Source organism: Vreelandella salicampi (assembly GCF_013415105.1).
Classification (GTDB): domain Bacteria; phylum Pseudomonadota; class Gammaproteobacteria; order Pseudomonadales; family Halomonadaceae; genus Vreelandella; species Vreelandella salicampi.
In genome coordinates, this window is record NZ_JACCDF010000002.1 from 233,860 (window position 1) to 254,405 (window position 20,546).

Sequence of the window (20,546 nt, forward strand, 5' to 3'; positions counted from 1 at the left end):
TGAACGTTACCCAGAACCTTTTCCTGCTTTAGAGGCTCCCTGATATGCTCGAACTGCGAGGCGCGCCCGCCCTATCTGCTTTCCGTCATGCTCGGCTACTGGAAACGCTGCGTGAACGTGTGCCCGAGGTTGAGGCGTTTACAGCGGACTACATCCATTTCATTGACCATCACGGTGAGTTAACCGAACCCACTCGCGAGCGTTTGGTACAGCTGCTGGATTATGCCAAAGACGATGGCATACACAGCAGCGAGCCGGTTGAGCCACTAAACGGCGCGCAGCGTTTTCTGGTGGTGCCGCGCATCGGCACGCAGTCGCCCTGGTCATCGAAAGCGACCGATATCGCCCACAACTGTGGCGTGAGCGACGTGGCCCGTATCGAGCGCGGTATCGATTACCGCATTGCATTCAGCTCGCCGCCGGATGAAGACGCGTTCAACGCCCTGGTGGCGCTTTTGCACGACCGCATGACCGAAACCGTGCTGTTTGACGCCTCTGATGCGGCGAAGCTCTTTGCCCATCACGAGCCGGCGCCGCTGGGCCGGGTGGATGTGCTCAATGGCGGACGTGAGGCGCTGGCAACCGCCAATCGTGAGTTGGGCCTTGCTCTCGCCGATGACGAAATCGACTATCTGGTGGAGGCGTTCATCGAGCTTGATCGCAACCCCACCGATGTCGAGCTGATGATGTTTGCTCAGGCTAACTCCGAGCACTGCCGGCATAAGATATTCAACGCCGACTGGGTGATCGACGGCGAAGCGCAGTCGCATTCGCTGTTCAAGATGATCAAGAATACCTTTGCTTCCTCGCCGGATAATATTCTTTCCGCCTACAGCGATAATGCCGCGGTGATCAAGGGCTCTCACGCGGGGCGTTTTTTCCCCACGCCGTTAACCGGTGCGGATGATGAGCGCGCGCAGTACACCACCCATCAGGAGCCGATCCATATCCTGATGAAAGTAGAGACCCACAACCACCCCACGGCGATTGCGCCGTTTCCGGGGGCGGCGACCGGCTCCGGCGGCGAGATTCGCGACGAAGGCGCCACCGGTATCGGCGGCAAGCCCAAAGCGGGTCTTTCGGGCTTTACCGTCTCCAACCTGCGTATTCCTGAGTTTGTTCAGCCGTGGGAGGCGTTTGATTACGGCAAGCCAGAGCGGATGGAGTCGGCGCTGAACATTATGCTCGAGGGCCCGATTGGCGGCGCGGCGTTTAACAACGAGTTTGGCCGCCCCAATCTCACCGGCTACTTCCGCACCTACGAACAGGAGTCGCTCAACGAAGGCGGTATCGAGCGGCGTGGCTACCATAAACCCATCATGCTCGCTGGCGGCTACGGCAATATCCGCCCTCATCACGTTCAAAAGGGCGATATCCCGGTGGGCGGTAAGCTGATCGTGATGGGCGGCCCGGCGATGTTGATTGGCCTCGGCGGCGGCGCGGCCTCGAGCATGGCCTCCGGGGTATCGAGCGCCGATCTCGATTTTGCCTCGGTACAGCGCGAAAACCCCGAAATCGAGCGTCGCGCCCAAGAAGTCATCGATCGCTGTTGGGCATTGGGGGAGCAAAACCCCATTCGCTTTATCCACGACGTCGGCGCCGGTGGGCTTTCCAACGCCTTGCCGGAGTTGGTGAAAGATGGCGGCCGCGGCGGATTATTTGATATTCGCGCCGTGCCTAACGCCGAGCCCGGCATGAGCCCGCTGGAAATTTGGTGCAACGAGTCGCAAGAGCGTTACGTACTCGCCGTAGCAGCGGAAGATATCGACACCTTTGACGCCCTTTGCCAGCGAGAGCGCTGCCCCTACGCCGTGGTGGGTGAAGCGCTGGAAGCGCACCACTTGGAAGTCCGCGATGGCCACTTCGAGGCGCAGACCGACGAGACCAAGCCCGTCGATCTCCCCATGAGCGTGTTGTTCGGCAAGCCGCCCAAAATGCAGCGCGAATTCAGCCGCCACACGCCCGAGCTTTCCGGCGTGATGCTGGATAACTTGGATTTGCGCGAAGCGATGGTTCGCGTGCTGCGCCTGCCAACGGTGGCGTCCAAAAGCTTTTTGATCACCATTGGCGACCGCTCGATTACCGGCCAAGTGGCACGCGACCAGATGGTCGGTCCGTGGCAGGTGCCGGTGGCCGATGTCGCGGTGACCACGGCAAGTTTCGACACTCACGCCGGTGAGGCGATGGCGATGGGCGAGCGCCCGCCGGTGGCGCTGATTAACCCGGCGGCGAGCGCGCGTCTCGCGGTGGCGGAGGCGATCACCAACCTCGCCGCCGCGCCGATTGCCAAGCTCAGTGATATCAAGCTCTCCGCCAACTGGATGAGCGCCGCTAACCACCCCGGCGAGAACCAGGCGCTGTATGACGCCGTGCATGCCGTGGGGATGGAGCTTTGCCCGGCGCTGGGCATTGCCATTCCGGTGGGCAAGGATTCGATGTCGATGCGTACCGCCTGGCAAGCGGAGAACGCCAAAGGCGAAACCGAGGAGAAAAGCGTCACCTCGCCGCTCTCCCTGGTGGTGACCGGCTTCGCCCCGGTAACCGATGCCATGGCCACGCTCACTCCCCAAATCAACTTGGATCAGGAAGAATCCGACCTGATCCTGATCGATTTGGGCAACGGCCAAAACCGCATCGGCGGCTCGGCCTTGGCGCAAGTTTACGGCCAAGTTGGCAATGAGTGCCCGGATGTCGATGACCCGGAAGATATCAAAGCGTTTTTCGAGGTGATTCAGGGCTTAAACCGCGACGGCAAGCTGCTCGCCTACCACGACCGCAGCGACGGCGGCCTGCTGGTGACGCTGTTGGAGATGGCGTTTGCCTCTCACGCGGGCCTTGAGATCAAGCTCGACTGGCTGATCGACGAGCCGGTAGAAGCCTTCAATGCGCTGTTCTCGGAAGAGCTGGGGGCGGTGATTCAGGTCAAGCGTGCCGATACCGAAGCGGCGTTGACGCAGTTCGCCATGGCAGGGATTGAAACCTGCGGCGTCATCGCCCGCCCGCGTTACGACGATCAGGTACGCGTGACGCTGTTTGAAGAACCGCTGCTCGAAACCACTCGCCAGTTGACGCAGCGCACTTGGTCGGAGACCAGCTACCGCATGCAGGCGCTGCGTGATAACCCCGAATGCGCCAAGAACGAGTTCGATAACTTGCTGGATGCTCGCGACCCCGGGCTTTCGGCGACGCCAACGTTTGATGTCGACGAGGATATTTCCGCGCCGTTTGTCAACACGGCCAAGCCGGCGATGGCGGTGTTGCGCGAGCAGGGCGTCAACGGCCAGGTGGAAATGGCCTGGGCGTTCGATAAAGCGGGCTTTGACGCGGTCGACGTACACATGAGTGATATCCTCGAAGGCCGAGTCTCGCTGGACGAGTTCAAGGGCTTGGTGGCGTGTGGCGGCTTCTCCTATGGCGACGTGCTCGGCGCTGGCGGTGGCTGGGCGAAATCGGTGCTGTTTAACGAGCGTGCCCGCGAGCAGTTCGCCCGCTTCTTCCAGCGCGACGACAGCTTCTCGCTGGGCGTATGTAACGGCTGTCAGATGTTATCGCAGCTGAAGTCGCTGATTCCCGGCGCGCAAGATTGGCCCACCTTCTTGCGTAACGAGTCCGAACAGTTTGAAGCGCGGGTGGCGATGGTGCGCGTAGAGCAAAGCCCGTCGATTCTGCTCGCTGGCATGGAGGGCTCCCAACTGCCCATCGCCGTCGCCCATGGCGAGGGCCGCGCTGCGTTCCGCGACAGCGCCCATCTGCGCAACATGCAGTCGAGCCAACAGGTGGCGCTGCGCTACATCGATAACTATGGCCAAGCCACCACACGCTACCCGGCTAACCCTAACGGCTCGCCCTCGGGGATTACCGGCCTAACCACCCCCGACGGCCGCGTGACCATCATGATGCCGCACCCAGAGCGCGTGACCCGCGCGGTCACCAACTCCTGGCGCCCCACTGAGTGGACCCAAGACGGCGCTTGGCTGCGGCTATTCCGCAACGCCCGCGTTTGGCTCGGCTAACGTGGTTAACTAACACGATGCCTGTCAGCCACGACCAGAAGGCGGCCATCGGGCCGCCTTCCCTGTCTTCGTCATCTACGTCTTCGCCACCATGCTTGCGCCCTTACCAGCGCGAGGCGGTTAAGCGTGTGGTGAAGCATTTTCGCGAATCGAGCGACCCCGGCGTGGTGGTGCTGCCCACCGGGAGCGGAAAATCGTTGGTGATCGCGGAGCTTGCGCGTTTGGCGAAGGGGCGGGTGTTGGTGCTGGCCCATGTGCGTGAGCTAGTGGAACAGAACCACGCCAAGTTTGAGGCGTACGGCTTAAAGGCGGATATCTTTAGCGCCGGGCTAAAGCGCAAAGAGGCCGCGCGCCAAGTGGTGTTTGGCTCGGTGCAATCGGTGGTGCGCAACTTGGCAAGCTTTGAGGACGCTGGCTTTACCCTGCTGGTGATTGACGAATGCCACCGTGTCTCGCTGGATGACAACGCCAGTTACCGCCAAGTGATCGATCACCTGCGCGCCCAGAACCCTACGCTTAAGATTTTGGGGTTAACCGCGACGCCCTTCCGGCTGGGGCAGGGGTTTATCTACCATCGTCACCACCACGGCATGGTGCGCGGAAGTGACGACTGCTTCTTTCGCGACTGCGTGTTCGAGCAGCCGCTGCGTCTGATGGTCAAGCAGGGCTATCTGGCAAGGCCCGAGCGGCGCGATATGGCGGTGGCGCACTACGATTTCTCGGCGCTGGCGCCGGGTAGCCACGGCGTTTTTCGTGAGGAGGATTTAAACCGTGTGGTCGCGGGTAACCGCGCCACGCCGCAGATTATCGCTGATATCATTGAGCACGCGCGTGAGCGAGAAGGCGTGATGATCTTTGCCGCGACGGTCGCCCACGCCGAAGAGATCATGGGCTATCTGCCCAGGGAACAAGCGGCGCTGATCACCGGTGGAACGGCGTCTGAAACGCGCACGCGCTTGATTGAGGCGTTTAAAGCGCGAGAACTTAAGTACCTGGTTAACGTCGCCGTGCTTACGACCGGGTTCGATGCGCCGCATGTGGATTTGATTGCCATACTGCGGCCCACCGAGTCGGTGAGTCTCTACCAGCAGATTGTCGGGCGCGGCCTGCGTCTTTCGCCGGGCAAGGAGGAGTGCCTGGTGCTCGACTACGCGGGCAACCCTTGGGATCTTTACGCGCCGGAAGTGGGCGAACCCAAGCCCGATGGCGACAGCGAACCGGTACAGGTGGAGTGCCCTAACTGCGGCCACGCCAATCTGTTCTGGGGCAAACGCGACGGTGAACTCGTAATTGAGCATTTTGGCCGTCGCTGCCAAGGCTTGGTCGAGAGTGACAGCAACAACCTTGGCGCGGCATCGGGCGCTTATAAAAAGCAATGTGAGTTTCGTTTCCGCTTTAAGGTTTGCAGCGACTGCGGCGCTGAAAACGACATCGCCGCGCGGCGCTGCCACGGTTGCCAACAGCTTTTGGTGGACGCCGACGACAAGCTCAAAGATGCCTTAAAACTTAAAGACGCCCGGGTGCTGCGCGTGGCCGGCATGCAGCTAGAAACCACCGCCAACGGGCGGGGGTTGCCGCGCTTGAAAGTGACGTATTTCGATGAAGATGGCATCACCCTCGCCGAGTGGTTTGCGCTGGAGACGCCGGCCCAACGGCGTGCGTTTTACGTCGCTTTTCTGCGCGACCACCTACGTGCCCCCGGGAGTGGATGGCAGCCAACGACGCCTGAAGAGGTGTTAAGTGAGCAGCGCCGTTTACGCCACCCGGATTTTGTCGTCGGCCGCAAGGTAGGGCGGCATTTTCAAATCCGCGATAAGCTGTTTGACTACCAAGGGCGCTTTCGCAAAGCGGTGGAGGCAAGGTAGCATTAAAGCTAGTTTTGTATCACCTTCGTTCCAAACGATAGCCATTACACAGGGAGTACACCGTGCCCGTGGTTCTGCGCTTGCAAGGATTCAAGTTCTTTTTCTATTCAAACGAAGGTGACCCGTTGGAGCCTGCCCATATCCATGTTTTCAAAGCAGGTTCGGAAGCGAAGTTTTGGCTGTCGCCTGACGTACAGCTGGCGCAAAATGATGGGTTTGATGCCAAAGAGTTGCGTAACATCAACTCAATGGTAGTACAGCACCGTAACCGCCTGGAGGACGCCTGGCATGACTACTTCTCCTAAAAGCGTGACCTTCGATGACGATAATTTTTGGGTAGCGTTAAGTGACGGACGAACCCTCGGTGTGCCACTCGCCTGGTATCCGAGACTGCTTAATGCAACGACAAACCAGCGAAGGCAATACGAGTTGAGTGCCCGAGGGATTCATTGGGATCTGCTAGATGAAGACATTTCCGTCGACGGTTTGTTGGCTGGGCGCGGTGATATGACGCGCCATCGACAAGCTGTTGCATAAGCGTGAGCGAGACGCCTGAGATCAGTGAACCGATAACCGACAGCGACGCCGCTGTGACACAAGCGGTGGCGCGGCTGTTTGATGAGCCTATTACAAAGCTACCGGAGGATTTGTATATTCCGCCGGAAGCGCTGCGGGTGTTTCTGGAGGCCTTCGAAGGGCCGCTGGATCTGCTCTTGTACCTCATCCGGCGCCAAAACCTGGATATCCTTAACATTAACGTCGCCGCTATTACCCATCAGTACATCGAATACGTCGAGCTGATGAAGGCGATGGAAATTGAGTTGGCCGGTGAGTACCTGCTGATGGCGGCGATGCTCGCCGAGATCAAATCGCGCACGCTACTGCCGCGCCCGCCCAAGGAGGAGGGCGACGACGAGGAAGACCCCCGCGCTGAACTCATCCGGCGGTTGCAAGAGTACGAACGCCTCAAAGAAGCAGCGGAATCGCTCGATACGCTGCCGCGCATGGGGCGCGATTGGTTCAGCGTGCAAGCGGGGCTGCCGCCATTGGAATCACGCGTCGTTCACCCCGAGGTCGAGCTGGACGAGCTTCTCGGCGCACTCGCCGGGCTTCTCAAACGCGCCGAGCTGACCCAGACGCACCATATCACCCGCGAAGTGCTCTCCACCCGTGAACGAATGCTTGCGATCATGGATCAGCTGCAGCGTGCGCCCAGCCGCTATACGCCCTTTGAAGCGCTTTTTACTCTGGAAGAGGGCCGCGCTGGGGTAGTGGTCACGTTTATGGCCATTTTGGAGCTGGCCAAAGAAGCGATGATCGAAATTGTACAAAATGCCCCGCTTTCACCCATCCACGTACGAGCACGGCAAGTGGCGCCAGAAGGACCTATCGAGGTGACGGAAAGCGGTGAAGGCGTTGCTGATGAAACCTCTTTTGATGAAAGCCCCTTTGATGAAACCCCGTTCGAGGACATGACATGAGCGATCACGGGGCAACGACCTTAGACGATATTCTCGAAGCCGCGCTGCTCGCCGCCGGTGAGCCGCTAGCGCTTGAGCGGTTAGAAACGCTGTTTCTGGATGCCGAATGCCCGCCGCGAGGCGATATCAAACAGGCGCTTTCGCGCTTGGAACGCCGCCACGCTAACGGCGCGTTAGAACTCATCGAAACAGCCTCGGGCTATCAGCTGCGCATTCGCCCACGGCTTTCCCCCTGGGTATCGCGGCTGTGGGACGAGCGCCCACAGCGCTACTCGCGGGCGCTATTAGAGACGCTGGCGCTGATTGCCTACCGCCAGCCGGTGACCCGCGGTGATATCGAAGAGGTGCGCGGGGTAAGCGTGTCGAGCTCGATTGTTCGCACGCTGATGGAGCGTGGCTGGATTCGTGTGGTAGGGCATCGCGATGTGCCGGGTCGTCCGGCGGTTTACGCCACCACGCGCGGTTTTTTAGACGACTTCGGCCTGAAAACCTTGGACGCGCTGCCGCCGATGCATGCGCTTACGGCAGCGGCGACGGTGGATGGCGAAAGCCCAGACAGCGGCGCTGCAGAATTACCCCTAGACGCCGACGATAAAACGGGGCAGGATGCGCCCCCTGAGACGGCCGAGAAGGCCGACCCACACGCCGAGACGGCGTTAAACTCGCCGCTGAGCTTTGCCGATTTGGAAGCACGGCTAGCGGCACGTGCGCAGCGCGGCGATGAGCCCGAACGCACGTCGACAGAAGAGACATCAGATGAGCATGAATCAGGACAGTAACACCTCCCCCGTCACCAGCGAAAAGCTGCAAAAAGTCCTCGCACGCGCGGGGCTAGGTTCGCGCCGTGAGATGGAAAAAGCCATCGCCGACGGCCGGGTGCGGGTGAATAATCAGGTCGCGAAACTCGGCGATCGCGTCGAGCTGCGAGACAAGGTGACCTTTGATGAGCGCCCTGTCACCCTGCGCACTGAAGAAGAAACGCCACGCCGTGTGATCATGTACAACAAGCCCGAAGGCGAGCTGTGCACGCGCAAAGACCCAGAAGGGCGTCGCACCGTGTTCGACCGCCTGCCGCGCTTGAAAGGCGAGCGTTGGATTGCCATTGGCCGGCTGGATATCAACACCAGCGGCCTGTTGCTCTTCACCACCGACGGCGAGCTAGCCAACCGGCTGATGCACCCCTCTACCCAGGTCGAGCGCGAATACGCCGTGCGGGTAATGGGCGAGGTGAAAAAAGAGCACCTCGTCGCAATGGTCGACGGTGTAATGCTGGAAGACGGCCCCGCGCGCTTTACTGACGTGCAGGAATTCGGCGGCGAAGGCATTAACACCTGGTTCCACGTGGTCATTTTGGAAGGCCGCAACCGTGAGGTGCGCCGTCTGTGGGAGTCGCAAGGGCTGACGGTGAGCCGCTTGAAGCGCGTGCGCTACGGCAACATCTTCCTCGATAAGCGCGCCAAAGCGGGTGAGTGGGTGGAGCTGGGTCAGGATGAAGTCGATGACCTGGCCACCTTGGCGGGTCTTGAATCGCGCAAAGTGCCGGAATTGACGCCGGATGAGAAAAACCGCTGGAGCCGCGACAAGAACAAACGTCGTCCGGTTCAAGCCATGCGTAAGCCCGGTATGCATAAAACGACGCATAAAAATAAGCGACGCTAAGCAATAAAAAGCAAAGAGAAAGACGAAAAGGCTTGCGGATGCCACGCCGTATCCGTAAGATATGCATCCGTTCGGGCGGGTCGTTAGCTCAGTTGGTAGAGCAGTTGACTTTTAATCAATTGGTCGTAGGTTCGAATCCTACACGACCCACCAATCCCGGATGTTGCAAGACTTTATGTAAAGAAGCTCGAAAGGGTCGTTAGCTCAGTTGGTAGAGCAGTTGACTTTTAATCAATTGGTCGTAGGTTCGAATCCTACACGACCCACCAGATTCAACGCCCCTGGCAGCTTGCTGTCAGGGGCGTTTTGCTGTGGGGACGGAAAACGTAGGGTCGTTACGTGACATGCATATGACAATTGCCCTTGCAGCATGCAACATTTTGCTAGCAGAATAGTCTAAAATCACGAAACGATCAGGCCATCCATCGCGAGAGACGCAACGGCTGGCCGCTTAGGCGTGGCGCGTGCGGAGTGCATACGCTGCGGTCGATGTTCAGCAGGGGGATTCCCTGTTTGTCACAGTGGTAGACACGATGACGATTATGACTTCTCAAGCGGAGCTCGATACGCAGCTCCCTAGTGCATATTGCCCCACGCGGATTCCCGCGGAAGATGAGGCGCGTGTTGAAGAAATTAAGCGCCTGCTAGAAGCGCACAACGCCGTGCTGGTAGCGCACTACTATACCGACGATGCCATTCAGCAGTTGGCCGAAGAGACTGGCGGTTGTGTGGCGGATTCTCTCGAAATGGCACGCTTTGGCGCCCGCCACGACGCGACGACCTTAGTGGTCGCGGGTGTGCGCTTTATGGGCGAGACAGCCAAGATTCTCTCCCCGGAAAAGCGCGTGTTGATGCCCACGCTAGAGGCGACTTGCTCGCTGGATATCGGCTGCCCGGCGGATGAATTCAGCGCCTTCTGCGATCAGCATTCTGACCGAACCGTGGTGGTCTACGCCAACACGTCGGCGGCGGTTAAGGCGCGCGCGGATTGGGTGGTGACCTCTTCTATTGCGGTGGAGGTGATCGAGCACTTGCAGGCCAAAGGCGAAAAAATCCTGTGGGCACCGGATAAACACCTGGGTGGCTATATCCAGAAAAAAACCGGCGCCGATATGCTGATGTGGGATGGTGCTTGTATCGTCCACGAAGAGTTTAAAGCCAAAGGTGTAGAAGATTTAAAGCGCCTTTACCCGGACGCGGCGGTGCTCGTTCACCCCGAATCGCCCGAGTCGGTGGTTCAGCTTGCCGATGTGGCGGGTTCGACCTCGCAGCTGATCAAGGCCGCACAAACGCTGCTCAACGATAAGCTGATCGTGGCCACCGACCGCGGTATCTTCTTTAAAATGCAGCAAGCGGTGCCGGAGAAGACGCTGTTTGAAGCCCCCACCGCCGGCAACGGCGCGACCTGTCGCAGCTGCGCGCACTGCCCGTGGATGGCGATGAACGCGCTGGACAATCTCGCTGGCTCGCTGCGCGAAGGCACCGGCGAAGTGTTTGTCGATGACACGCTACGCCAACAAGCGCTCAGGCCGTTAGAGCGCATGCTTAACTTTCAGCGCTAATCGCTATCAGCCTCTAACCCCCAGCGCTCTAACCCCCTAGCGAAACTTATCGAGCGCCTCGCGGTATTGAATAAATGCCTCGCGGCGCTGCTCGATGCGCCCCAACACTCGTGTGTCGTTCTCTTGCTCGGCGGCATCGCGTGCGATATCAAGCTGACGAATACCGCGGTCCACACGGCCGGTGAGTTGTAAATACTCCGCGCGGGCTAAATGCCCCCAACCACTATGATTGCTGCGCCCGGCGGCTTCGGCCAGCAAGTTGAAGGCTTGCGGCGACTCAGGGTGCTCGGCGGTAATGTCACGCAGCAAGTCAAACGCCGCAGATGGGTCGCGCTGCAGCTGCGCCTCGGCAAGAATCAGCTGAGCCGGCAGGTAGCCTGGCATCAAGCGAAGCAAATGCTGGCTGCGCTCAATGGCATCCTCAAAGCGGCGCTCTTCTAAGGCAACTTGGGCAGCAGAGGCGGGCAGGGCGGTATAATCTGGGTGCGTGCGCGATAGGCGGTCGAGTGTTTGAAGTGCCTGATCGGTGTGCCCGTTACGTGCGGCAATGAGCGCGTCAAGGTAGGTAATGGCGGCACCGTCGGCGTTTTCTTGGCGCAAGCGTGTAATGGCTTGCTGCGGGTCGTTGGCGTGAATATGCAAAAGTGCCCGGCCGCGCATCATGTCATAGAGCGTATCGCTACGGCGCGAATCGGTCACGTCAAGTTGCGCGGCACGGGCCTGTGTATCGCTTAGGCGGTTTTCACTGATGGGGTGGGTGAGCAGAAACTCAGGCGGGGTGCCGCCTTGCAGTCTTGCCATGCGCTGCATTTCACGAAACATCCGCACCATCGCATCGGGGTCGTAACCTGCAGCCGCAAGTGCTTGTAGGCCGACGTGATCAGCTTCTTCTTCATAACGCCGCGAGTAGGTGAGCTGATCTTGCAAAAGCGCTGCCTGCGAACCCATCGCCGCCGCAATACCCGCATCGCCTGCGCCACTGGCAGCAATTATCATGCCCGCAAGCATGGCCGCCATGGCGGGGATTTGGGTTTGCTCGGCGCGGGCCGTACCACGCGCGTAGTGGCGCTGGGCGATGTGGCCCAGCTCATGGGCGATCACCGAGGCAAAGGCGCCCTCATCTTCAGCAAAGGCGAATAGCCCCGCATTTACGCCAATCACTCCGCCCGGCACGGCAAACGCATTCAGCGAGGGACTATCGACCATCACCGTGACAGTATCGATACCGTTAATATGGCTGTGTGGGGCCAAGCGTGCGACTAAGCGATCAAGGTAGTGATGGACGATAGGGTCCTGCCATTGCGGCGCTTGAGCGCGGAACTGCCGCAACCAAGCGCGGCCTAAGCGGGTCTCTTCGCTGGTTGCCGTTGATGAAGCGGTGCTTAACGTGGGCAGTTGGTAGTCGCCTGATGGATAGACACCCTGTGCCGCGCCGCCTGTGCTGTAAAATAGCGTACTGGCTGTCAGGGCAGCGGCACAAAGCCACCCATAGCGAGCGAGACGAAAACGTGGCATAGCATCCTCTTGCATGATGATAAGCAGCTCGGTTACGTCAGCCGTGTTGACGACGACGTAGCCAACAATGTGACATTGATTCACGGTGAGAAGTGCCGTTAAATCGTAACCGTTTGGCTTTGGGTATTGATGTCTCGCATCATGCCACATAAATGCACAATATAGCGGGGTTGGGAATGTCGAAAGAGACGATGACGGAATCACGTAGTATCGGCGAGCCTGATGCGCTGTTGGATGCGAGCGGTTTGCACTGTCCGCTGCCGCTACTCAAAGCAAAACAAAAGTTGGCTTCTTTAGAAGAAGGCAAGCTGCTTGAGGTTCGCGCAACCGATGCCGGGTCATGGCGCGATATGGCATCATTCACTGAGCAGAGTGCACATACGTTAGAGGCACGCGAGGAGCGTGAAGGCGTCTATTATTACTGGATTCGTAAGGCGGGGGTGAGTGCGTCATGACCATGCGCACCATCTTTAAAAGTTGGATAGAGCGCTATTTTTCTGATGAAGAGGCGATCATCCTGCTGCTGGTATTGGTCGCAGGTTTTGCGGCCATTATCTGGTTTGGTCGCATGTTGGCACCTTTTTTTACTGCACTCATTATAGCCTTTCTGTTGCAGGGGGCGGTGAGCGCGTTAACGCGCCGACGTGTGCCGCACCTGCTGGCCGTTGTGATCGTCTTCTTGGCTTTTATCAGTGTCTTGTTGACCTTGGCGTTCATTCTCATGCCGTTAATTTGGAACCAGCTGGTGGGGCTGGTGCAAGAGACGCCCAGAATGTTTGCCAGTGGCCAAGATTGGTTGGATGAGCTGCAGTCGCGCTACCCCAACTTGATCACGCCGGATCAAATGCAGAGTTGGATTGGCGTTGCCAGCCGCGAAATCAGCCAGCTAGGGCAGCGGGCATTAACGCTTTCGCTGGCTTCGCTTGGCAACATTATGGCGCTGATCATCTACCTTGTTTTAGTGCCTATTCTGGTCTTTTTCATGCTCAAGGATCGCGACAAGTTGGTGGGGTTTATCCTCTCATTGCTGCCGCAAAAGCGCGATTTAATGACGCGCATCTGGCACGAAATGGATGCACAAATCGCCAACTATATCCGCGGTAAGTTCATTGAAATCATTATCGTGGGGTCGGTTGCGTTTTTCACCTTTGCCTATTTTAGGTTGCCGTATTCGGCGCTTTTAGCCGTATTAGTGGGGTTTTCCGTGCTTGTGCCCTATATCGGCGCGGCAGTGGCCACGCTTCCGGTGGCGGCGGTTGCAGGGTTTCACTTCGGTATTAGTGATGCGTTTGTTTATGTGTTGATTGCCTACGGTGTCATTCAGGCGCTCGACGGAAATGTGCTGTCGCCAATTTTGTTTTCGGAAACGAACAATATTCACCCAGTCTCGATTATTGTCGCTGTGCTATTTTTTGGCGGTATCTGGGGCTTTTGGGGCATTTTCTTCGCCATCCCGCTGGCAACGCTGCTTAAAGCGCTGGTATATGCGTGGCCGCGTGGGTTACATGACCGCGGCGAAGGGCGAGGAAAGGAGGTGCCTCAACGCGTAAAAGAGGATGAGTCGGCAGCGCTTTAGTGCGGTCAACGTGCGGATGCTGTCGCACGCTGACCGCTGAGGGTATAAAGGACTGTGTGCTTCGTTGTTGAATGCTTAGTTGTTAAGTGATCCGTTGTTGAGCGCTTTCGCTGCGTCTAACACCTCATCCACGTGGCCGGGCACTTTGACACCGCGCCACTCTTGCGCAAGTTTGCCGTCCGAGTCGATCAAGAACGTGCTGCGCTCGATGCCGAGATGCTCTTTGCCGTACATCTTTTTGAGCTTGATGACGTCAAATAGCTGGCAGACGGTTTCGTCTTTGTCGGAAATCAGGTCAAAGTTAAAATCTTGTTTGGCTTTAAAATTTTCTTGGGCACGAATGCCATCGCGCGAGACGCCGATAATCACTGTGTTAGCGGCGTCAAACTGTGGTTTTCGGTCGCGAAAGTCGCCGCCCTCCGTGGTGCAGCCAGGGGTGCTGGCTTTAGGGTAGAAATACACCACGGCCTGCTGACCGCGTAGCTTGGATAGCGTAACGGTTTTATCGCCGGTAGCCGGGGCGGAAAAATCAGGAACGGGGTGGTCAATCTCAACGCTCATAGCGGACTCCTCATTAAGGTCAAAGACCGTATGATTACACGCAAGGAGCGTTGCGCTGTCAAAGAGAGGCGCGCAAAAATAGCAGGTGCGCGTGGGCAAAATACAAGCGCGACAGTGAAATATGCTCAAGCCGGCCGCTTTGCGCTGTACAGGGTCGAGCCGCCTGAGTACCATTTGTACTTATTGTTCGTCGCACGCGGCGCACTCATACTCCTATTTGACGTTGAGGAAAAAACGGATGATCACAGGCAGCATTGTCGCCCTAGCGACGCCGATGAAGGTCAATGGCGACATCGACTGGGAGGCGCTTCGTCGTCTGGTGAACTTCCACCTTGAAAACGGGACCGATGGCATTGTGGCCGCGGGGACAACCGGCGAGCCCACGACCATGTCATTTGCCGAGCACTTTGACGTGATTCGAAGCGTCGTGGAGGAAGTCAACGGACGTATTCCCGTGATTGCCGGTACGGGAGCAAACGCCACTTCCGAAGCGGTGGAACTGGCGCGTTACGCTTCAGAGGTGGGCGCGGATTACTGCCTTTCGGTTTGCCCGTACTACAACAAGCCGACCCAAGAAGGCTTGTACCAGCATTTCAAAGCGGTAGCCGAAGGCAGCAAACTGCCGGTGATTATGTACAACGTGCCGGGCCGTACTTGCTCCGATCTCTACAACGAGACCGTGGTCCGCTTGGCCGAGGTAGAGAATATTATCGGCCTGAAAGACGCCACCGGTAACCTGGAGCGCGCTGAAGATTTGATCAGCCGCGTGAAAGGCAGTGGCTTTATGCTTTACTCCGGTGACGATGCCACCGCCTGTGATTTCATGCTGATGGGCGGTCATGGCGATATTTCGGTGACGGCCAATGTCGCCCCTAAAACGATGCACGATCTCTGCGCCGCCGCGGTGTCCGGGGACGCTGACAAAGCGCACCAGATCAACACCCGTTTAATGCCGCTGCACACCAACTTGGGTATTGAGTCCAACCCGATTCCGGTGAAATGGGCGCTCAATCGCATGGGCTACGCCGATGCCGGCATCCGCTTACCCCTGACGTGGTTGTCCGAAAAGTACCACGCCACCGTGAGCGAGGCACTTCAGCTTGCCGGTGTGGTTGAGGAGTAATCCTGTCGAGGCGTTCACGTTGGCTTGGTGCTAAAGCGTGTGCCTGGCCTCCATTTTTTGAATACTAAGGTGGCTTGATGAGTTCTGCGCTTAAAATCTCGGCGTTTAAAATCCCCGCGCTTAAATGGATCCCGCTGGCTCTGGTAACGGCGATGGCGCTGTCAGGCTGCGCGCGCGAAGGCTTCTATGATGATCGCAACCTCGATTATGTTGATGTCGAGCCAGGACCCCCGCTGAGCCTGCCCGAAACCCGGAACTCCCAGCGCTACGGTGATGCGCTGCCGGTGCCCGAGGTGACGAGCCCATCGCGTTTAAGTGAACCCAGCGACGTGCGCCCGCCGCAGCCGCTCACCCTTGCCGGCGGCATCGAGTCAGCGTTTGTTGAGTCGCGGGAAATTGGTGATCGGCGCTGGCTGGTGGTTGCGGCAGACGCGGGCACAGTTTGGCCGCTGCTTGAGTCGTTTGTGCGCTCCCAGCCGGTTGATGTGACTCGGGTCAGCCCCTCGCAAGGGGTTATCAACCTGGCGCAGGGGCAAATCAGCCTGCAAAGCGCATTGCGTGCTGGGCACAGCGAAGTGCGTTGTGAACAACAAGGCACTCCGCTTGCGAACTGCCTTAACGCGCTTGACGACTACCTCAGCGCGCGCGCGAGTACAAAGGGTACGCTGTCATCGTCGCTCAATGCCCAGCGCTATGCCGATCAAAAATCGCTGTCGTTCCGCCAAGAAGGTGGGCAGTGGGCGGTAAACATTCCGTATCAGGCCGACCGTGTTTGGGCAGAGCTCGACCATTTTCTTGCGTTGGATTTTGACGTCGAGGGTCAACGCGAGCTGATTGAAGCACGCCCATCTGAGTATGCCTTTGTGGTGGATTACACGCCGCGCGAGCTGCGTGATTTCGGTTTGTGGACGCGGATGATGAACCCGCTGACCAATACCTCGCCCTACCGGGTGCGCCTGGCGCTTGAACCCCGTGGCGAACAGGTTGTACTGCGTGCGCAAAATGCTGGCGAGCGTGATCTCAGCGCCGAGCATCAGCGTGAGTTGTTAGAGCGCGTGGCTGGTTATTTACGCTAAATTATTTACCCCTTCGACTCTCTCGGAGCCTTCATGGAAAAGCGCCAAGAACTTTATGCCGGTAAGGCAAAGTCTGTATATACCACCGATGATCCTGATTTGCTGGTACTCCAGTTTCGCGATGATACCAGTGCATTCGATGGTAAAAAGAAAGAGGCGCTTGCGCGAAAAGGTTTGGTCAATAATGTCTTTAACGCCTTTATTATGGAGCGCCTAGAAGACGCTGGCATCCCGACGCACTTTGAAAAGCGCCTCTCCAGCACCGAAAGCCTGGTGAAGAAAATGGAGATGATTCCGGTGGAATGCGTAGTGCGTAATATTGCCGCCGGTGGCCTGGTAAAACGCCTAGGCGTGGAGGAGGGCATGACCCTAACGCCGCCTACGTTTGAGCTGTTTTTGAAAAACGACGAGAAAGGCGACCCGATGATCAACGAGTCGCTCGCTGAAACCTTCGGTTGGGCCAAACCGGAACAGCTGGTCAAAATGAAAGACCTCACGTTTAAGGTCAATCACGTGCTTAAGCAGCTATTTGCCGAAGGCGAGATGCTCTTGGTGGATTACAAGCTGGAATTTGGCATTTTCAACGGCCAGGTCATTCTGGGCGATGAGTTCTCGCCCGACGGTTGCCGCCTATGGGATGCCAACACGCGGGAAAAAATGGATAAAGACCGCTTCCGTCAGGGGCTCGGCGGCGTGATTGAAGCTTACGAGGAAGTTGGTCGCCGTCTTGGCATTACCTTTCCGGCATAAGTGGGCTTGTCTATTTCACACCGCTTCAATGGCCACAACCGCTAAGGTTGTGGCTTTTTTGTTGTCGGCGGCGTTGTGATCCCATGCCTGAAACTTAACGTCCACATCGCGCAGCCTTACCCCGTAGATGCGCTCGCTTGTGGTATCTCGCTGGTACGCCGGGCGTGGGTCTTGGCTAAGCACTTGCGTAATCAGCGCTTGTAGCGAGTCGCAATCATCGCGCTGTGCTAGCACGTTTCGCGCTTGTGGCTGAAAAACGACTTCAACATTGGGCGGTGGGGTTGGGGCAAACCCGGCGCTGGCCTCCGGCTTGGCTTCTGCCCATGGTAGATAAGGCTTGATATCCACCACCGGGGTGCCGCTTACCAGGTCGCATCCGGCAAGGGTAAGGCGGACGCCGCGCTGAGTATCAATGTGCTCAAGCGCGAGAAGGGAGAGCCCCAAACGATTGGGCCGGTTGGGGCTACGGCTGGCAAAAACCCCCACCTTCCGGTTGCCGCCTAAGCGCGGTGGCCGTACCAGCGGGCTCCATGTGGGCGGGTTGTGGTGGAAAATAAAACTGACCCAGAGGTGACTGACCGCTTCCAGTCCGCGCACGCTAAGCGGGTCGTTATAGGGCGCGACGAGCGTCAATGTGGCACTGGCCGCGGGGGCAAGGCCGGGCTGGCGCGGCACACCAAATTTATCCGGGTAGTCGCTATCGATGTAGCCAATCGGCGAGAGGGTAAAATCCATTGCTACGTTCATTCCGTTGTTAAAGGGTAAAGACGTCAAAGTAGGGAGTGGAAAATAAGTGCAAAGGGGTGTGAAGCGTGTGTCAGTATAAGGTAAGTTGGGTTCTTCTATCGGATAGGCAAGATACAACGAGGCAATTATGACCGAAGCGTTAGCACCGTCTTCTTCGACGGTCGCGCCGCGCGTCGTGTATCGACAAGCGCTGGTGCGTGATGCCGCCGATCAAGCTGAAGTGTTCTACCACGCGGTGATGCAAGGCGCTGCGAATCACTACTCGCTAACCGAGCGGCGTGCCTGGGCGAATGTGCTACCGCGGGAAGCCAGCGCCTGGGCGGCGCGGCATCCGCTTTACACGACCCTGGTGGCAACCTGCGATGGTCGCTGTGTGGGATTCTTGGAGTTTGATACAAGCGCTGGGCGCGTCGAGACGCTCTACGTTTGGCCATCGCTTACCGGGCGTGGTATCGGCACCACCCTACTTATCCACGCCGAACGGTTGCTGTTAGAGGCCGGGTGCAGCGCGATCGAGATTGAAGCGAGCCTCTTGCTGTATGAGCGTTTAGAGCGGCGCGGCTGGCAAAACCTCGGCGAGCGTTGGGTAGAGCGCGGCGGCGCGCAGTTAAAACGGTTTCACTTGCGCAAGCCGCTGTTCGCCGTGGAGACCTGATTCTCTCAATAACGGCCTCAGCCAGAGACCTCCACGACGCTTTTATAAAAGTCGGCTTAGGGAGAGTAAGTGCGCGTGATACGCATGGAGAGATCGATCGACGTTACGTCTTTGGTCAGCGCGCCGCTCGAAATGCAGTCCACACCAGTGTCCGCAATCGCTTTGAGTGTCGTGGCATTGACGTTGCCTGAGGCTTCTAGGGTGGTGCGCCCATTTCCCCGCTTGACCGCTTCGCGCAGCTCGTCGAGCGAAAAATTGTCGAGCATGACGATATCGGCGCCGGCATCAAGTGCTTGGTCCAACTCGTCAAACGTCTCGACTTCGACCTCGACCGGTACATCGCTGGCTAGCTTGCGCGCCTCCTTCACGGCATCGGCAATGCCGCCGCAGGCGGCAATGTGATTTTCCTTAATTAAAAACGCATCCCATAGCCCAATACGGTGATTATGTCCGCCACCGCAGGTGACGGCATATTTTTGCGCCAAGCGCATATTGGGTAGAGTTTTGCGTGTATCGAGTAGGCGCGCGCCGGTGCTGGCTATCAAATCGACATAGCGCCGCGTGGTGGTGGCCGTGCCCGAAAGCGTTTGCAACACGTTAAGCGCCGCACGTTCGCCGGTCAGCAAGCTTCGTGCCGGGCCTTCCAGGCGCAAAAAGCATTGGTCAGCGGCTAAGCGGTCGCCATCGGCGGCTTCCCACGTCAGCACTACGCGGCTATCCAGGCGACGGAAAATCTCATCCACCCAGGCAACGCCGCAAAGCACAGCATTATCACGGGTGATAACGTGCGCTTCTGCCCATTGGGATTCAGGAATTAACTGAGCGGTAATATCGCCGGGCCCCACGTCTTCAGAGAGCAAGTGGGCGGCGTTAGCGCGGATCTCTTCGGCAAGAGCGGTATAGTAGTGCATAGAAGGTGTGAATCCCTGGGTGGGTTTGCATATAACGCTATTATAGTGAAAGAACGCACGTAACGTCACAGGCGTGCGAAATAGGGAACAGGAGTGCCGAGTGGCAAGTTCTTCACAAGACAGTTCTTCACGAGAGAATCCTTCAAAAGACGATTTTTCACAAAGCGCGACGTGGTGGCCCAAGGCGCGGGTTGTGGAATCACCTAACGCGGATGAGCGTCCCAATGGCGAAGTTTCGTTGGTTGTGTTGCACGCTATCAGTTTGCCGCCGGGTCAGTTTGGTAGCGATGCCATCGAGGCGCTGTTCACCAATCGCCTTGCGCCTAATGATCATCCTTTTTTCGCCAGCATTGCATCGCTTCGCGTGTCGGCGCATTTTCTGATTCGCCGCGAGGGTGAATGCGTGCAATTTGTGGATACCCCGCGCCGCGCGTGGCATGCGGGGCGATCACGCTGGTGGGATGCGCGGCAAGGGGAAAAGCGCCAAGCGCTCAACGATTTTTCGTTGGGTATCGAGCTTGAAGGCGACGACGCGACGTCCTTCACCAAGGCGCAGTACACCACGTTAGCGCAGCTCGTTACTTGGTTGATGACGCGCTATCCCGCGCTTGATCCTACACGCATCACCAGCCACGCACACGTTGCGCCGCTGCGTAAGACCGACCCCGGCCCTGCGTTTGATTGGGCGTACTTCCGTCAACGGCTGGCGCAGGAGTAATGAATGCATGCAGTCGATAATAAAACGGTAGTTTAACTACATTTGTTGCCTAAGCGGCGGGCTGTCGAGATTACGTTAAAAAGTGCTTATGCTGCGGTGCAATATGTTGTTTTTGGTCAGATTTTGCCGTTTTTTGCAATTGGCAGCGCGGCCACTTTGCGGTATCTTCAGCGATACAAAAGGCTAATTTTAACCAACATTATGTAGCTTAACTACATTCAAGATGCATTAAACACTACTTAATGTCTTGAATGTAGAGAAGAATCTTCCTCACGCTGGCCACTGTGCCGGTGGTGATGGGTTTGCGGCAGCCGATGAAGGCCGCATGCCTAGA

The 20,546-nt window shown here is 57.9% G+C and carries 19 protein-coding genes and 2 tRNA genes; 17 read left to right on the top strand and 4 right to left on the bottom strand.

Translation table 11 applies throughout. From position 1 onward, the window contains the following. Positions 1-44 precede the first annotated feature (44 nt). From purL to nadA, 10 genes are all read left to right on the top strand, one after another. Positions 45-4,013: a phosphoribosylformylglycinamidine synthase gene (gene purL, locus HZS81_RS03915; RefSeq protein ID WP_179929246.1), complete on the top strand. Its 3,969-nt coding sequence runs from the start codon at positions 45-47 to the stop codon at positions 4,011-4,013. A gap of 17 nt (positions 4,014-4,030) precedes the next feature. Next, positions 4,031-5,878 carry a DNA repair helicase RadD gene (gene radD, locus HZS81_RS03920; RefSeq protein ID WP_179929247.1) on the top strand — a complete coding sequence of 616 codons (1,848 nt, stop codon included), beginning with the start codon at positions 4,031-4,033 and terminating at the stop codon, positions 5,876-5,878. Between the two features lie 62 nt (positions 5,879-5,940). Then, a complete protein-coding gene (locus tag HZS81_RS03925) occupies positions 5,941-6,183 on the top strand; it encodes a DUF4160 domain-containing protein (protein WP_179929248.1) in 243 nt (80 codons plus the stop codon). After that, a complete protein-coding gene (locus tag HZS81_RS03930) occupies positions 6,167-6,415 on the top strand; it encodes a DUF2442 domain-containing protein (protein WP_179929249.1) in 249 nt (82 codons plus the stop codon). Before HZS81_RS03925 ends, HZS81_RS03930 begins: the two co-directional genes overlap by 17 nt. A gap of 2 nt (positions 6,416-6,417) precedes the next feature. Then, positions 6,418-7,359, top strand: a complete 942-nt coding sequence (locus HZS81_RS03935) for a segregation/condensation protein A (protein ID WP_179929250.1) — start codon at positions 6,418-6,420, stop codon at positions 7,357-7,359. Continuing rightward, the gene (scpB, locus tag HZS81_RS03940) at positions 7,356-8,138 is read left to right on the top strand and encodes an SMC-Scp complex subunit ScpB (protein ID WP_179929251.1); all 783 of its coding nucleotides are present in this window, start codon (positions 7,356-7,358) and stop codon (positions 8,136-8,138) included. Before HZS81_RS03935 ends, scpB begins: the two co-directional genes overlap by 4 nt. Continuing rightward, positions 8,122-9,018 carry a 23S rRNA pseudouridine(2605) synthase RluB gene (gene rluB / locus HZS81_RS03945; protein ID WP_179929459.1) on the top strand — a complete coding sequence of 299 codons (897 nt, stop codon included), beginning with the start codon at positions 8,122-8,124 and terminating at the stop codon, positions 9,016-9,018. Before scpB ends, rluB begins: the two co-directional genes overlap by 17 nt. Positions 9,019-9,095: 77 nt before the next feature. Continuing rightward, positions 9,096-9,171 (top strand) — tRNA-Lys (locus HZS81_RS03950). 40 nt (positions 9,172-9,211) lie between these two features. Next, positions 9,212-9,287: transfer RNA gene (locus HZS81_RS03955), tRNA-Lys, on the top strand. Between the two features lie 264 nt (positions 9,288-9,551). Next, positions 9,552-10,580, top strand: a complete 1,029-nt coding sequence (nadA, locus tag HZS81_RS03960; protein ID WP_179929460.1) for a quinolinate synthase NadA — start codon at positions 9,552-9,554, stop codon at positions 10,578-10,580. A gap of 36 nt (positions 10,581-10,616) precedes the next feature. Here nadA and HZS81_RS03965 read toward each other — a convergent pair whose 3' ends face one another. Further along, a complete protein-coding gene (locus HZS81_RS03965) occupies positions 10,617-12,095 on the bottom strand; it encodes a M48 family metalloprotease (protein WP_179929252.1) in 1,479 nt (492 codons plus the stop codon). Positions 12,096-12,286: 191 nt separating this feature from the next. On the opposite strand from HZS81_RS03965, the gene HZS81_RS03970 reads away from it, so the two are divergent. Further along, positions 12,287-12,550, top strand: coding sequence for a sulfurtransferase TusA family protein (locus tag HZS81_RS03970; protein ID WP_241697357.1), 264 nt, complete (start codon positions 12,287-12,289; stop codon positions 12,548-12,550). Continuing rightward, the gene (locus tag HZS81_RS03975) at positions 12,547-13,671 is read left to right on the top strand and encodes an AI-2E family transporter (protein ID WP_179929254.1); all 1,125 of its coding nucleotides are present in this window, start codon (positions 12,547-12,549) and stop codon (positions 13,669-13,671) included. The genes HZS81_RS03970 and HZS81_RS03975 overlap by 4 nt, the downstream gene beginning before the upstream one ends. 75 nt (positions 13,672-13,746) lie before the next feature. Here the strand turns inward: HZS81_RS03975 and HZS81_RS03980 are convergent, their stop codons facing one another. After that, positions 13,747-14,232: a peroxiredoxin gene (locus HZS81_RS03980; protein ID WP_179929255.1), complete on the bottom strand. Its 486-nt coding sequence runs from the start codon at positions 14,230-14,232 to the stop codon at positions 13,747-13,749. Positions 14,233-14,470: 238 nt separating this feature from the next. On the opposite strand from HZS81_RS03980, the gene dapA reads away from it, so the two are divergent. The 3 genes from dapA to purC all read left to right on the top strand — a co-directional run bounded on the left by dapA (position 14,471) and on the right by purC (position 17,181). Continuing rightward, positions 14,471-15,355, top strand: a complete 885-nt coding sequence (gene dapA / locus HZS81_RS03985; RefSeq protein WP_179929256.1) for a 4-hydroxy-tetrahydrodipicolinate synthase — start codon at positions 14,471-14,473, stop codon at positions 15,353-15,355. Positions 15,356-15,432: 77 nt separating this feature from the next. Beyond that, positions 15,433-16,431 (top strand): outer membrane protein assembly factor BamC, encoded by a 999-nt coding sequence (locus HZS81_RS03990; protein ID WP_179929257.1) that lies wholly within the window; start codon positions 15,433-15,435, stop codon positions 16,429-16,431. Between the two features lie 33 nt (positions 16,432-16,464). Beyond that, complete coding sequence (purC, locus tag HZS81_RS03995; protein WP_179929258.1) at positions 16,465-17,181, top strand: phosphoribosylaminoimidazolesuccinocarboxamide synthase; 717 nt, start codon at positions 16,465-16,467, stop codon at positions 17,179-17,181. A gap of 15 nt (positions 17,182-17,196) precedes the next feature. Here the strand turns inward: purC and tsaA are convergent, their stop codons facing one another. Further along, positions 17,197-17,916: a tRNA (N6-threonylcarbamoyladenosine(37)-N6)-methyltransferase TrmO gene (gene tsaA / locus HZS81_RS04000; protein WP_241697358.1), complete on the bottom strand. Its 720-nt coding sequence runs from the start codon at positions 17,914-17,916 to the stop codon at positions 17,197-17,199. A gap of 139 nt (positions 17,917-18,055) precedes the next feature. On the opposite strand from tsaA, the gene HZS81_RS04005 reads away from it, so the two are divergent. Further along, positions 18,056-18,583 carry a GNAT family N-acetyltransferase gene (locus tag HZS81_RS04005; protein ID WP_179929260.1) on the top strand — a complete coding sequence of 176 codons (528 nt, stop codon included), beginning with the start codon at positions 18,056-18,058 and terminating at the stop codon, positions 18,581-18,583. Between the two features lie 56 nt (positions 18,584-18,639). Here HZS81_RS04005 and nadC read toward each other — a convergent pair whose 3' ends face one another. Continuing rightward, positions 18,640-19,494 carry a carboxylating nicotinate-nucleotide diphosphorylase gene (nadC, locus tag HZS81_RS04010; RefSeq protein WP_179929261.1) on the bottom strand — a complete coding sequence of 285 codons (855 nt, stop codon included), beginning with the start codon at positions 19,492-19,494 and terminating at the stop codon, positions 18,640-18,642. Positions 19,495-19,594: 100 nt separating this feature from the next. On the opposite strand from nadC, the gene ampD reads away from it, so the two are divergent. Further along, entirely contained in the window at positions 19,595-20,212 is a 618-nt protein-coding gene (gene ampD / locus HZS81_RS04015) for a 1,6-anhydro-N-acetylmuramyl-L-alanine amidase AmpD (protein ID WP_179929262.1), read from the top strand. Positions 20,213-20,546: the final 334 nt, after the last annotated feature.